The organism is Gordonia sp. ABKF26 (genome assembly GCF_041103195.1).
GTDB lineage: Bacteria > Actinomycetota > Actinomycetes > Mycobacteriales > Mycobacteriaceae > Gordonia > Gordonia terrae.
This window is the reverse complement of record NZ_JBGCVZ010000003.1, coordinates 291,864-305,474: the sequence shown is the minus strand read 5'-3', so window position 1 is coordinate 305,474 and position 13,611 is coordinate 291,864. Positions and strand designations below refer to the sequence as shown.

Genomic DNA, 13,611 nt, shown 5'->3' with positions numbered 1-13,611 from the left:
GTCTTTCACCTTTCAATGCTGGTGGATGTGGTGGGCGGGTGAGCTTGGGGCGGGGTGGCAAAGTTCACCCCGAACAGCTCGTCGTAGTCCGGTAACGCCCGGATCGGCACCTCGTGGCCATCAGGGTGGGCGCGGATGCGGGCGGCGTTTCGGGCCCGGTTGGCGAGGTCTTGGCGGCGGTAATCGCGGCGCAGTTCTTTGGCTGCTCGCACGTGCTGAGGGTCGGCGATGGTGACGTGGTTGGCCCAGCTGCGCGCGTGGTCGGCGACGGTGACCTCGCCGCAGAGGATGCGCACCTGCTGCAGGTCGGCAGTGATGTCGACGAACCGACCGATCACCGACGGGTGCACCGAATAGTCATTGCCGGCTACACGTACGTAGTAGTCGCGACCGAGTCGCACCCGGCTACTCAAGCCGATATGCGGTGCGGTCGGAGGTAGGCCGGTCATCTGCTCGAGGTCCTCGGCGAACACGTCACACGGGCGTCGATCACCGATCGCGCGCACCACTCGGGTGTTGGCATGATCGGCCAGCCACCGATCGAACTGGGCGGTGAAATCGGCCGGTGAGCTGAACTGGCGGCCCGGCAGGAACGAGCTCTCGAAGAACCGGTTGTTGCGTTCGACCATGCCCTTGTACTCGGGGTCTCGCGGTGGCGCCAGCTCCAGCCGCGTACCCAACGTGCCCACGAAGCCGGCCGCCAACGCGGTGGGTGTGCCCTTGGGGCCGATCGCGGCTTCGCGGTCCCACACCAGTTTGCGGGTCACCCCGCCCAGTTGCGACAGCAGCAGCCACATTCCCGTCAGGATGTCTCCGCCCTGGCGAGACGGGATCATCACCGCCGACCGGTACCGGGAGAACGCCAACGTCATCACCAACACCGGTAGCATGGCGAACTGATTGTGGCTCAGAGGGATTCGGTAGTCCGGAAACCACAAATCCCACTGTGAACAGCCGCCGGGCTGATAGATCACCCGATCGGCTGGATCTACCCCACGAAACTCTGGACGAATAGCCCGGACCCGGTCTTTGAGGACCGTCAACGACCTCGTCCACCCAACCCGCTCGGCGATCACCGTCGCCGGCATCGTCGGATACTCCCGCAGCAACGCCCGGATCTGCGGTTCGAACGCGTCGACCGCCGAGCCCGTCGCCGGCCGCGAGTACTTCGGCGCGGTATCCGAAGCCAACGCCGCACGAACGGTGTTGCGGGCCACCCCCAACCGGCGCGCGATCTCCCTGATCGGCACACCCTCACTGCGATGCAAACGGCGGATCTCTGCCCATTGCTCCACTGAAATCACCCTCCTAACAAGACGGGGGGGGTCAAAATTCACCCGTCGTCAGGGGGTCAGTTTTCAGGCGTCGTCAACATACGGTGCGTCGGTATCGAAAGACACTGAACCGCCCCGGGTCTGTCGGAGGCTCTCGAACCTGTGAAGGATGGAGAGCATGTGTCATTTGCCACGGTGAAGGGACCGCTGTGAGCTGATTTTTGCCATGTGGATGGGACCACCTGGATTGCCAGTTATGGGACCACCGGCGCGTTGCGCTGGTGGTCTCTTGTTTTGTCAGTTGACTCGGCCGTGACGAGCAGTCATGGAAGGGGCGGCGGCATGGGCTATCGGGAGGTTGCTGTGGAAGAGATCAGAGAAGTCCTGCGGTTGTGGCTGGGTCTGGCGGTGGGGTTACCGTCGCCGGGTCTACGCACGATCGCCGCGCATGCGGGGGTGGACCGCAAAACGGTGCGTCGCTACGTCGTGGCCGCGCAGGCAGCTGGTGTGACGCGCGAGTCAGGGGCGGCGGGGCTCACCGATGAGGTGATCGGTCAGATCGTCGCTGCGGTCCGTCCGGCCCGCCCGAACGGGCATGGGCAGTCCTGGGAGCTGTTGGTGCCGTTCACCACGCAGATCAAGGCCTGGGTGGCCGGGTCGGACGACGCGAAACCGTTGACGGTGACCAAGATTCACGAATTGTTGGGCCGTCGAGGCTGTGTGGTGCCCTACCGGACGTTGGTGCGGTTCGCTACCGAGGAGTGCGGGTACCGGCGCACGGCGACGACGGTACGGGTCGCCGATGGTGAGCCGGGGGTGGAGTGCCAACTCGACTTCGGCTATCTGGGGATGCTCACTGACCCGCAGACGGGCCGGCGCCGCAAGGTGCACGCGCTGGTGCTCACGGCGGTGTATTCGCGGCACACATTCGTGTGGCTGACGTATTCGCAGACGCTAGCCGCGGTGATCGCCGGCTGCGAGGCGGCGTGGGAGTTCTTCGGCGGCGTGTTCGCGGTCCTGATCCCGGATAACATGAAAGCGATTGTCACTCAGGCGCATAAGCTGGAACCTCAACTCGGTCGCGGATGGCTCGACTATGCCCAGCATGCCGGATTCGTCACCGACACCGCCCGGGTACGCACCCCGACCGATAAACCACGGGTGGAACGCACGATCCATTTCGTGCAGAACAACTTCTGGGCCGGCGAGAACTTCACCAGCCTGTCCGAGGCGCAAGACGCGGCCCAGGTGTGGTGTGCCGATCGGGCCGGCCTGCGGGTGCACGGCACCACCGCGATGGCGCCGGCGCTCGTGTTCGCCGCCGACGAAGCTGCCCTGCTGTTACCGGTACCGGCCGCCTATGATGTGCCGATCTTCAAACAGGTGAAGGTACACAGAGACTTTCACGCCTCAGTCGGCAAGGCGTTGTACTCGCTGCCCGAAACGTGGATCGGCACCGTCCTCGACGTGCGCGCCGACAGCCAGAGCGTGAAGTTCTATCACCGCGGGCAGTTGGTCAAACAGCACCCTCGCCAGGCGCCGGGCGGGCGCAGCACCGATGCCAACGACTACCCTGCGGACAAGAGTGCGTACGCGATGCGCAACATCACCGCCCAACTCGACAGTTGTGACCGTCATGGCCCGAATATCGGAATCTACGCCGCCCGCCTGGTCGACGACCCGCAGCCGTGGTCACGGATGCGGTCGGTCTACGCGCTGATCGGGCTGGTCAGCCGCTACGGGCCCGGTCCGGTCGATACCGCATGCGCCACCGCGTTGGCCCTCGACGTGATCTCGGTGCCCAAGATCGGCTCCATGCTCGCCCGCGCCACCGAGAAGTCCACTCCGGCCCTGCCCGCCGCTGCCGGCCAGTCACCGACCCGATTCTCCCGCGACCCAGCCGAATACGCGACCACCCCAACGCAACTCACCCTCATCATCACCGATGCCGACAGTGAGGACAACTGATGACGACCCGACCGACGACTCCCGAACCGCTCGGCGCCGACATGATCGGCATGCTCAAAACGCTCAAGCTCGGTGCGCTCGCCGACACGCTGCCCGCCCGCGCCGCCCTGGCCCGACAGCACAAAACCTCCCACCTCGGGTTCCTCGAACAGCTACTCGCCGATGAAGTTTCCCGACGCGAATCCAGCTCAGCAGCACGACGATCAGCCAAAGCCGGTCTCGACCCGGCCATGCGCATCGAGGGCTGGGAAGCCACCGACGACCTCCGCTATGACCGCACCCTCCTCGAGGACCTGACCGCACTCCGCTTCCTCGACGCCGGGCACTCCGTCATCCTCCTCGGCCCCGTCGGAGTCGGCAAAACACATCTAGCAAATGCACTGGGCCACATGGCCATCGGACGCCGGCGCTCGGTCGTTTTCGGACGTGCGGACAAACTGTTCCACCGCCTCAAAGCCGCCCGCCTCGACAACAGCGTCGACGCCGAACTCCGCCGCCTGACTGCCGTCGACATCCTGATCATCGACGACTTCGCACTCCGCGCGCTCGACGCCACCGAAACCAACGATTTCTACGAACTCGTCGTCGAACGCCAAACCAAGACCACCATCATCACCTCCAACCGAGAGCCCGCCGAATGGCTCACCATGACCGCCGACGCTCTGCTCACCCAATCGGCCATCGACCGCCTCACCTCGCGCGCCCACACCCTCGTCATCGAAGGCCCGTCCTACCGGCAACGCGACCGCACTCGTCTTGACGGCCGACACCACGACGAGCATCCTCAATAACGCGCCACGGTGGTCCCATCCTCATGGCAACACGGCGGTCCCATAGCCGTGGCAAATGACAAGCATGGCAGCACCACGCAAGTACAGTGAGGAACTCAAGGACCGGGCCACCCGGATGGCATGTGAAGCGCGACGAGATCCCGATTCGTCGAGAGGTGCGATCAAGCGGATCGCCGATCAGCTCGGAGTCCATCCCGAGGCGTTGCGCAATTGGGTTCGTCAGGCCGAGATCGACGGCGGGGTCCGCCCGGGCACCACGAGTGAGGACGCTGACCGCATCGCGGCGTTGGAGCGGGAGAACCGTGAACTGCGGCGAGCGAACACGATCTTGAAGCAGGCTTCGGCTTTCTTTGCGGCGGAGATCGACCGCCCACAGCGCTGATCGTGGAGTTCGTCGCGGCTCACCGCGATGAACACGGAGTCGATCCGATCTGTGCGGCATTGCGCGATACGTCCGCCCAGATCGCTCCGTCCACGGTACGAGCCCACCTGAGCCCCCAGAAGACCGAGGCGCCTCGTGTGGTGCGTGACCGGGAGCTCCTTACCCAGGTCCGCGCGGTGCATGCCGACAACCTCGGCGTCTACGGTGCCCGCAAGGTGCATGCCCAATTGCGCAGACAGGGCCATAGTGCTGCCCGCTGCACCGTCGAGCGATTGATGAAAGCCGATGGGCTGCAAGGGATAGCGAGACTCAAGACACGCAAGACCACGCGCAGCGAGGGAGCTGAAACACCCCGGCCGGCTGACCGGGTCAACCGTCAGTTCACCGCGGCGGCACCGAACGCGTTGTGGGTGGCGGACCTGACCTACATCCGCACCCACTCGGGCTGGGTGTACGCGGCGTTCGTCCTGGACGTGTTCTCGCGGATGGTCGTCGGCTGGCAGGTCTCGACCACCATGCACACCGACCTCGCCCTCGACGCCCTGAACATGGGATTGTGGGCACGGTCGCGTGCCGGCCACGACGTGGCCGGGCTGATCCACCACTCCGACCGCGGAGTGCAATACCGAGCCATCCGCTACACCGAACGACTGGCCGAAGCCGAAGCGGTGACATCTGTTGGCTCCAAAGGGGATTCATACGACAACGCGATGGCTGAGGCGTTCAACTCGCTGTTCAAAGCCGAATGCATCCGTAACCCCGTGATGCGCCCGCGAGGCGGCTGGGCAGGTGTGGGCGAGGTCGAGATCGCCGTCGCTGAGTACGTCGAATGGTTCAACCACCGCCGCCTGCACGGCGAGATCGGACACGTCCCACCCGTCGAGTACGAGAGCGCCTACTGGTCGACCCAAACCGTCACCAGCTACCGTGAGAACCCGGTCCCCGCAAACGCTGGAACCAACTAACCGAGCCTCCAGCAAACCCGGGGCGATTCACACCGTCTCCCGAATCACGGATCGGGTCATCGAAGAGATGGTGTCGTGGTGGGCACGCCCGCTGGAGAAAGTGTACGCGGCGGTGTTCATCGACGCGATCATGGTCAAGATCCGGGATGGGCAGGTGCGTAACCGGCCCATCTACGCCGCGATCGGGGTGGATCTCGACGGGCACAAAGACATCCTCGGCATGTGGGCCGGCGACGGCGACGGCGAGTCGGCCAGGTTCTGGCTGGCGGTGCTCACCGACCTCAAGAACAGGGGTGTCCGCGACATCTTCTTCGTTGTGTGTGACGGATTGAAAGGGTTGCCCGACAGTGTATCTGCCGCGTTCCCGTTGGCCACGGTACAGACGTGCATCATCCATCTGATCCGCAACACCTTCAAGTACGCCTCCCGCAAGTATTGGGACACGATCAGCGCCGATCTCAAACCGATCTACACCGCGCCGACCGCCGCTGACGCCCGGGCGCGGTGGGAGGAATTCGCCGAGAAATGGGGCACGCCGTACCCGGCGATCGTGACCCTGTGGGAGAGCGCGTGGGAGGAGTTCATCCCGTTCCTTGACTACGACGTCGAGATACGGCGAGTGTTGTGCTCCACCAACGCGATCGAAAGTCTCAACGCCCGCTACCGGCGTGCGGTGCGCGCTCGAGGACACTTCCCGAACGAGCAGTCCGCACTCAAAACGCTCTACCTGGTCACCCGGTCGCTGGACCCGAAGGGTACCGGTCAGACGAAGTGGGCCGTACGCTGGAAGCCAGCGCTCAACGCCCCGGCCATCACGTTCGCCGATCGTATGCCCGCAGCCGAAGAACGCTGACCCGCCGAGCAATCGGAAAACCGCCGCTTACACCGAATATCGGACAGACCCGTCGGGGCCCGATTCCCGCCGAGCTCGTGGTGAGCGTGCGTGAGACGCTGGGTGGGGGTCGTCCAGAACGGGGGGTGTCCCTATGGGTTTGTCAAGCAGCTGAAGCGATTGGGGTTCGGTAGGGCTCGCTGTGCTTGAGCATCGCGTAGAGGACGTCGCATCGTCGGCGTGCCAGGCAGATGAGGGCGGCGTTGTGTTTCTTTCCTTCGGCGCGTTTGCGGTCGTAGTAGGCGCGGCTGGTGGGGTCGTGCAGTGCGGCGAACGCGGAGAGGAAGAAGGCTCGTTTGAGTTTGCGGTTTCCGAATCGGGCGGGGTGCTCGCCACGGATGGAGGTGCCGGATCGGTGGGTGACTGGTGCGATGCCGGCGTAGGCGGCCAGGTGGCCTGCGGTGGCGAATGCTGAACCGTCGCCGACTTCGAGGAGGATGCGGGCTGCTGTGTAGGGGTCGTAGCGGATCTGGTTTCGCACCGCGGCAAAGTGGCTCCGCGCCATGTCTCGATCGTTGTCCGCGTCGCCGGTAGCATCACGGGTGGACGCCTGCACGGTGGCGTGGTCGAAGGCCAGGATACGTGACGCTGCGAGAAGAACTGCAGGCTTCCCGGTTGCCTCCTGTCGATGTCACAGGACCCGGGTCAGCGGGAACCGGCGTCCTGCTGATGGTAATGCTCCTGCGTGCGTTTGTGTGAACGCGGCGGCCCTGCTTAGCGTCCTCCTCGCGGACTTGCCGCGACAGGCCGGTTAGCCTGACAAGGATGCTGCGGCCTTTCGTAGTGACGCCTCCAGGGTCGTTTCCGCCTCGGGTAGAGCCGCCGCGAGGGTTGTGACGGATCGGAGCCGCTCGGATGAGGCGTGATCCTTCTGTACTGCTGCGCGTGCGACTGCAGTCCAGGATGTCGCCGCATGGTGGGCGTTGGCTGCAAGGATGGCGGTGGCGTGATCGCCGGTGAGGCGCGCGATTTCGTCGCAGCCCTGTGCCAGCAGTCGGCGGAACAGGCCGCCGCCGGTCCCCGCTTTCTCGATGAAGGCGCCGAGGCTGAATAAATGCATCTCGAGGTCGTCGGTCGACAGGGCTCCCCAGCTGCAGACGTCGGATGCGAGCGCGCTGGCAGCGTCGAGGCCGTGTGACCCGTGTTCTGCGGGCCCGGCGATCGTCGATGCGCCTGGGGTGCTCAGGCTCGCTGCGGATTGTGCGAATGCCTGTGCGGCCACCTCGAGAATCGAAGGTGGCGTCTGTGGCCAATTGATACGAAACAGCGTGTGTCGGGTTGGCTCCGGGAAGGAGGTCGAGCGGCGCGCGCGTGCGAGTGCGTCCAGTGGGACGCGTTGAAGGTCTTCGCGATCGTTGTCGGCGATGTACGCGACGCCTTGCGTCTCGTCGTAGCCGACTACAACGATGTCGTGGCGGCTCATGCGCAACTGGACCCGCAGGTAGGGGAGTTCTGCGATCTCCGCCCAGACCAGTGCAGGGCGTCCCTGATCGATCTCGCCACGAAGGTTCTCCCAACCCTCGGCCGGGTCGTCTGTGGCAAGCACCTCGACGGTGCCGCCCAGACGGCGGGGGAGGTCGATCTCAAAATCAGGTCCTCGTCCGACTAAGTACACGGGTGGCATCAGCGCTTTTGATCGAATGTAGGTGAGGGAGAGGGCTCCGCCGAGGGCAAAGACGAGGCCCTCGTCGGGTGGGCCGTCGTAACCGAGCCCGGTCCACTCCATGAGGTCTCGCATCGCACCGGACCCACAGTGGCCACCCATTCGGTGCGGGTAGGGGTCGATCATCGAGGGGCCGGACACTGACACGATCCTCCTGTGTTGAGGCGGTACGAAAATTGTCGATTGCCGGGCCGACGACTGAGGCAGACCGGGTTAGGCGTGGAATGCATCTAGTGACGTCGCACGCTGCGTGAGTATAAGAGGGCCATAGGCCTCTTTTAGAGCCACCAGGATGTTGTCGAGAGGCAGGTCGTTGTACACACCTCTTTCGCGGACGTACTCCATGTGTGTTGAGCCGTCCGCGGAGTGAGCGTGGAGCAACGCGTCGCTGTCGCCGGTGAAGTCGATCGGGGCGACTCCGAACCGCGCGCACAGTTCCGAGTTGAACGCGGGTGTCGCCTTGAGCCACCGTCCGTCTATGTAGACGTGGCTGTACCCGTGATAGACGAAGACGTCGGTTCCCATCAGCTCACGTAGGGCGCCCGTTTGGAGGTGATTACGGACGTCGGCGAAGCCTAGCCGCGCTGGGATCCCGGCGGCGCGGAATGCGGCGGTAAGCACGACGGCCTTGGGGACGCAGTATCCACGCCCGGATTCGATTACATGGCTGGCCCGGTAGTGCTCTGGGTCGTTGGAGACGGTGTACGGGTCGTAGCGGATGGCGTCGCGCACCGCGGTGAACAGGCGGCCGGCTTTGTCTTTGTCGGTGGTCGCGTTGCCGACGGCTTCGCGTGTGAAGGTTGCGACGGTGGCGTGCTCGATGTCGAGGAAGCGTGAACCCGTCAGCGCCGCCGGGCTGACCGCATTTGTCGGTGATGTGGTCATGGGGCCGCTCCGATCAATTCGGACCTGACGATCGGCGCTCGTTGTGCAATGGCGCGCTTGGCGGTCACGAAGTCAGCGGGTCTGTTGACGCAGTCAGCTGCAATCAGTTCTCCGGCGGTTAAGTAGTAGCAGGTGAAGTCGCGGCCATGGGCGGGGTTGCCGCTGACCAGCACCTCGTCGTATCCGGTGTTGAGCCCGGCGATCTGGAGTTTGAGGTCGTATTGGTCGGACCAGAACCATGGCAGTGCGGCGCGACCGGTTGTGTTGTCGCAGATTGTGGCCGCCGCGATCTTGGCGTGCTCGGTTGTTGCGGACACGCACTCGAGACGAACACGTCGCCCGTACCGCTCGATTCGGTGGTTGGCGCAGTCGCCGGCTGCGACGATGTCAGGATCGCTGGTACGAGCGCGGTCGTCGACGAGGATGCCGTTTTCGACGTCGATGCCCGCAGCTGCTGCGAGCTCCGTGTTCGGAATGACGCCGACGCCGACGATGACCAGGTCAGCGGCCAGCGTCTCCCCCCCGGACAGGACAACGCCGTCGACTCGTTCGTCGCCGCGGAACCCTTCGACCATTGCGTCGGTCCGTACCTCGACACCCTTCTCGCGGTGAATTCGATCGAAGAATTCCGACACGACGGGCGCCGTGACACGTTCGAGTACGCGTCCTGCCGCCTCCAGGACGGTGACCTCGACACCCAGGGTTCGAAGCGAGGCCGCTGTCTCCAGGCCGATGTACCCGCCGCCGACAATGACGACCCGCGAACCCGGGACCGCGGCGGCGCGGATGGCCTCGACATCGGTGGCGGTGCGCAGATAGTGCACGCCCGGCAGGTCGGCGCCGGGGACCGGCAGTGCGCGAGCTCGAGCGCCGGTGCACAGGGCCAACTTCGAGTAGGACACCGCGTCGTTGTTGCCAAGAGTGACGGTTCGTTCGGCACGGTCGATCGAGGTCACGGTCCCGTCGACGAGCTCGATCCGTTGCTTGTCGTAGAACTGGCGGCTCCGAATCGCGACATCGTCGAGATGGCAATCGCCAGCCAGGTATGCCTTGGACAGCGGCGGCCGCTGATACGGCAGGCGGCCCTCGTCGCCGATCAGCAGGATGGCCCCAGCCCACTTCTCCTTGCGCAAATTGGCCGCCAGCTGTGCGCCCGCGTGGCTTGCGCCGACGATCACGACCCGATCAGTACTCACGTCTCCGGCTTGGGAGTCAGACGGACCATCATCTTGCTGATCCCACGAACGAAGTTGGACTGCACGTACTCCGGATCACCGACCACCTCGATGTCGTCGAAGCGCTCGAGAAGTTCTTCCCAGAGAATGCGCAACTGCAATTCGGCCAAACGGTTTCCCATGCAACGGTGCACACCGAAACCGAACGCGATGTGGTTGCGAGCGTTGGACCGATCGATGATGAGCTCGTCCGGGCGGTCGAACACTCGCTCGTCGCGGTTGCCGGAGGCATACCACATGACGACTTTGTCACCTGCGCGGATGAACTGACCGTTGAGCATCACGTCCTTCTTGGCGACCCGACGCATGTATGCCAGCGGGGTTTGCCACCGGATAATCTCCGACACCGCATTGGGAATCAGATCCGGATTGGCTTTGAGTTTCTCGAACTGCTCGGGAAACTCGTTGAGAGCCAGCACTCCGCCGCTCATCGAGTTGCGGGTGGTGTCGTTGCCGCCGACGATCAGCAGCACGAGGTTCCCGAGGAACTCCATCGGGCTATTGTCGAGAAGGTTCTTGGTGTCCTCGTTGCTCTGCAGCATGGTGATGAGGTCGAATCCGGTCTCCTCGCCTGCCGCGGTCCGCGCGGCCTTGTCTCGCCACAGCGCACTCAAGCCCTGTGCCATCGCGACCATCTCGCGGAAAACTTTGTCGTTGTCCGATGGTCCGCCGTTGGCCTGCTCCATCGACGTGGCCAAATCCGACCACTGGACGAGTTTGTGGCGCTGCTCGTAGGGGTAGTCGAGCAATGTCGCGAGCATCCGCGCGGTCAGTTCGACCGACACGGTCTGGACCCAGTCGAACGGTTCGTCGAGCGGTAGCTCCTCGACGACTTCCCGGACGCGAGACCGGATGAGGCCCTCCATCTCGCGCAGGTTCTTCGGTGCGACGACTCCCTGGACGGCGGCGCGCTGCTTGTCGTGCCGCGGCGGGTCCATGGCGATGAACATCGCGATATCCATGAAACGCGGGGGCCGACCGATGATGATGAACGGTTCGGCGGAGAACGCTTCATGGTTTTTGTCGACAGCGATGATGTCGGCATGTCGAGTGACCGACCAGAACGGCCCGAAGGGACTGCGGGGCTGGAAGTGAACGGGCGCCTCATTGCGCACACGCTCGAAGTAGGACCGCCACATGCCCTGTCGGTAGAGAAATGGGTTGCTCAGATCGATGTCAGTGAGTTCGACGTCCTCGACCGGCGGGATGGGGGTCTCGGTGAAGATTTTCTTGCCGTCGGTTCGGGTGACGATCCGGCGGGTCTTGTCATAGACGTGAGCGCCACGGATCTGCAGATCGATCGGGATCATGGACTGCGCCTTCTCGGCGATCGCGGTGGTAATGCTCATCTGAAAGTCGCTCTCATTCTCTCACTTCACAACTGGAACTCGGGGAGGTGAACGGTCAACCCGTCCCACTCTTCGCGCGCGGTCATCTGACACGACAGCCGCGAGTTGGCCTCACGCTCGGGGTGCATGCTCAACATGCCTTCTTCGACGTCTGTGCTGTGGCCGACGGTGTCGATCCACGCGCTGTCGACGACGACGTGGCAGGTTCCGCATGCCGCCTCACCGCCACAGTCGCCATCAATGCCCGGTATCGCCTGGTCGACCGCGGTCTGCATCAGTGACCTGCCGGGCATCACCGGCGCGGGGTAGTCCTCGCCGTCGTGGGTCACGTAGGTGATCGTGGCCATGGCCACCTCCTTGTTCCTGGGTCGTAGAGATGAGTGTGCGCGCGGCGAATGTGGTCGATCCAGGTTCGGACGTCGCGATGTCTTGTTAACTTGGCTCATATGAGCCTTGTCGAGTCGGGGATGCCGCCGCTGGCGTTCGCCCAGCTCCTCGACAGCGGCGCCTTGGGCGCGGCGGAGACCCGAGCGTTCGAACGCATCATGGCCCGCGAGGGCGTCGATCTCGCGGTCGTCATTGCGCGACAGGGCCAAGTGCCTGTCCGGTGGTTTCACGAGGTGTATCCGGCGATGGATTCCCAGCAGGGATTCCGGTTGGGCGTAGCGTTCGCCGAGCACGCTCAGCTCACCTCGTTCGGCCCCATCAGTTTGCCGCTGGTCAGTGCGGGTTCCGTCGTCGAAGTTGTTCAACTGCTTCAGTTCTTGCCCCTGATATCGACCGCGCTGAGCACCGAGTTCCAGCACGGAGATTCTGGACTGACGATCGCTCTGGCCGGGCGCACCGACAGCGCCGGCACCGATTGTTTCGCCGTCACCTACGGTGGTCTGGCTGTCCTGCGGTTGGTGGACATGCTCGCCGGTGCCGTCCCCTCCGTGGAGCTTCATCTGACATGCCAGGCGCCGGCAGACCTGATCGCCGTGGGTGAGATCGGCCATCGGATCGTTTTCAACGCGCCCGCGGCGTTCGTGCACATACCGGCTGCCGTGCTCTACGACGTGTGCCGTTTCTCCGACCCCGTGGCCTACCGGATCGGTATTGCCGAGCTTCGACGCGTCTACGAACAGCGTAGGCCCAGTTCCTACACGCAGCTGGTCCGCGCACAGTTCGATGCCGACCCTGCCCGCGCTGACGGTGCTCGTATCGCGGCGGAGCTGTCGATATCGGTGAGCACACTCAAGCGACGCCTGAACGCCGAGGGCACCACCCTGCGTCGCCTGCGGCAGCAGTTCGTCCAAGAACGGGCCACCGCGCGACTGCTGGATCCGGGCATCGGTGTCGGCGAGATAGCCGCAGAACTGGGGTACTCCGACGCCGCCAGCTTCTCTCATGCGTTCACACGGTGGGTCGGATGCTCCCCGACGCGGTTTCGCCGCGCACCGGCGAATCGGCAGGCAGCGCCGGGCATCTGAGCAGGTCAGTCCGCGCGAAGAAGATTGACGAAAAAGCTGTCTACCGTGGAGGTGTCGGCGTAGCGCGCGAAGTGCATGAGATCGACTTTCACGAACTCGCCGGTGGCGGAAAAGTAGGTCTCGCCGTCCACAGTCCCGCTCGCCCCGATGTGCAGGATGTGATCGGCGTCCTCGTCGATGCACGCCGTAAGACGTACTGGTACGTGGAGGGGTACCGGTCGGCGGTACTTGACGGTCAACGTGCGCGTGACGGCCGGGGTGCCGGCGATCCACAGCGTGAATCCCATGATGTCGTCGCACGCGGCCGAGATAGCGCCTCCGTGCGCCAAACCTGGTCCACCGGAATGCTTGGTGGTGAAAGAGTGATCGGCAAAAACGCGGTCGCCGTCGCGGTACACCTCGAGCTGCAGGCCGCTGGCATTCTCCGGCCCGCAGCCCATGCACGATGGGGAGTGTGCGGGCAGTTTGGTGGGTGCTGACATCACAGTCCTCGAATCGATGCTCGTGCCGGTAGCAGACCACTACCAACGGTATCGTTGGTAGAATGCCACATCCACGCTGGACCAACAGCGTGAGGAGACCTGGTGGCGGTGAGCATCAATGGCCTCGACGACGTCGATCCGCGGCGGGTTCGTTCCCGGAACCGTCTGCTCGACGCCACGGCGGTGTTGCTGCGCAGCGGGGGAGTGGAGGCTGTCACCGTCGAGGCGGTCACGAGCGTTCCCGCAGCTGGAG

At 64.3% G+C, this 13,611-nt stretch carries 11 protein-coding genes, 3 pseudogenes and 1 other annotated feature; of the genes and pseudogenes, 6 read left to right on the top strand and 8 right to left on the bottom strand.

Annotated elements, in window-relative coordinates; genetic code table 11:
• Positions 1 to 5 precede the first annotated feature (5 nt).
• Complete coding sequence (istA, locus tag AB4Z55_RS01885; RefSeq protein WP_165629285.1) at positions 6 to 1,304, bottom strand: IS21 family transposase; 1,299 nt, start codon at positions 1,302 to 1,304, stop codon at positions 6 to 8.
• Between the two features lie 312 nt (positions 1,305 to 1,616).
• On the opposite strand from istA (AB4Z55_RS01885), the gene istA (AB4Z55_RS01880) reads away from it, so the two are divergent.
• The 4 genes and pseudogenes from istA (AB4Z55_RS01880) to AB4Z55_RS01865 form a co-directional block, all read left to right on the top strand.
• Entirely contained in the window at positions 1,617 to 3,242 is a 1,626-nt protein-coding gene (gene istA / locus AB4Z55_RS01880; RefSeq protein ID WP_354563582.1) for an IS21 family transposase, read from the top strand.
• Positions 3,242 to 4,033 carry an ATP-binding protein gene (locus AB4Z55_RS01875; RefSeq protein WP_369519010.1) on the top strand — a complete coding sequence of 264 codons (792 nt, stop codon included), beginning with the start codon at positions 3,242 to 3,244 and terminating at the stop codon, positions 4,031 to 4,033. Before istA (AB4Z55_RS01880) ends, AB4Z55_RS01875 begins: the two co-directional genes overlap by 1 nt.
• A 64-nt stretch (positions 4,034 to 4,097) precedes the next feature.
• Positions 4,098 to 5,380 (top strand): IS3 family transposase gene (locus AB4Z55_RS01870; protein WP_085949824.1). Its coding sequence is split into 2 segments (ribosomal slippage): positions 4,098 to 4,386 and positions 4,386 to 5,380, totalling 1,284 coding nucleotides; the frame shifts between segments, so codons are not numbered across the junction.
• Positions 4,376 to 4,504: a sequence feature (AL1L pseudoknot), on the top strand. (Overlaps the previous gene by 129 nt.)
• A gap of 31 nt (positions 5,381 to 5,411) precedes the next feature.
• Positions 5,412 to 6,233, top strand: a pseudogene (locus AB4Z55_RS01865) (IS256 family transposase); the annotation flags it as partial.
• Between the two features lie 142 nt (positions 6,234 to 6,375).
• Here AB4Z55_RS01865 and AB4Z55_RS01860 read toward each other — a convergent pair.
• The 6 genes and pseudogenes from AB4Z55_RS01860 to AB4Z55_RS01835 form a co-directional block, all read right to left on the bottom strand.
• Positions 6,376 to 6,723 (bottom strand): annotated as a pseudogene (locus AB4Z55_RS01860) (transposase); the annotation flags it as partial.
• A 300-nt stretch (positions 6,724 to 7,023) separates the two neighbouring features.
• Complete coding sequence (locus AB4Z55_RS01855; RefSeq protein ID WP_172622077.1) at positions 7,024 to 8,037, bottom strand: BtrH N-terminal domain-containing protein; 1,014 nt, start codon at positions 8,035 to 8,037, stop codon at positions 7,024 to 7,026.
• Positions 8,038 to 8,148: 111 nt separating this feature from the next.
• Positions 8,149 to 8,820: a transglutaminase-like domain-containing protein gene (locus AB4Z55_RS01850; RefSeq protein ID WP_004020618.1), complete on the bottom strand. Its 672-nt coding sequence runs from the start codon at positions 8,818 to 8,820 to the stop codon at positions 8,149 to 8,151.
• Positions 8,817 to 10,016: an NAD(P)/FAD-dependent oxidoreductase gene (locus tag AB4Z55_RS01845; RefSeq protein WP_014928948.1), complete on the bottom strand. Its 1,200-nt coding sequence runs from the start codon at positions 10,014 to 10,016 to the stop codon at positions 8,817 to 8,819. Before AB4Z55_RS01845 ends, AB4Z55_RS01850 begins: the two co-directional genes overlap by 4 nt.
• A complete protein-coding gene (locus AB4Z55_RS01840; RefSeq protein ID WP_004020620.1) occupies positions 10,013 to 11,404 on the bottom strand; it encodes a cytochrome P450 in 1,392 nt (463 codons plus the stop codon). The genes AB4Z55_RS01845 and AB4Z55_RS01840 overlap by 4 nt, the downstream gene beginning before the upstream one ends.
• A 26-nt stretch (positions 11,405 to 11,430) precedes the next feature.
• Positions 11,431 to 11,751 carry a 2Fe-2S iron-sulfur cluster-binding protein gene (locus AB4Z55_RS01835; RefSeq protein WP_004020621.1) on the bottom strand — a complete coding sequence of 107 codons (321 nt, stop codon included), beginning with the start codon at positions 11,749 to 11,751 and terminating at the stop codon, positions 11,431 to 11,433.
• Positions 11,752 to 11,850: 99 nt separating this feature from the next.
• On the opposite strand from AB4Z55_RS01835, the gene AB4Z55_RS01830 reads away from it, so the two are divergent.
• A complete protein-coding gene (locus AB4Z55_RS01830) occupies positions 11,851 to 12,876 on the top strand; it encodes an AraC family transcriptional regulator (RefSeq protein WP_004020622.1) in 1,026 nt (341 codons plus the stop codon).
• A 5-nt stretch (positions 12,877 to 12,881) separates the two neighbouring features.
• Here the strand turns inward: AB4Z55_RS01830 and AB4Z55_RS01825 are convergent, their stop codons facing one another.
• Positions 12,882 to 13,358 (bottom strand): PaaI family thioesterase, encoded by a 477-nt coding sequence (locus AB4Z55_RS01825; RefSeq protein WP_004020623.1) that lies wholly within the window; start codon positions 13,356 to 13,358, stop codon positions 12,882 to 12,884.
• Positions 13,359 to 13,466: 108 nt separating this feature from the next.
• Between AB4Z55_RS01825 and AB4Z55_RS01820 the strand changes: the two are divergent.
• Positions 13,467 to 13,592 (top strand): annotated as a pseudogene (locus AB4Z55_RS01820) (TetR family transcriptional regulator); the annotation flags it as partial.
• Positions 13,593 to 13,611: the final 19 nt, after the last annotated feature.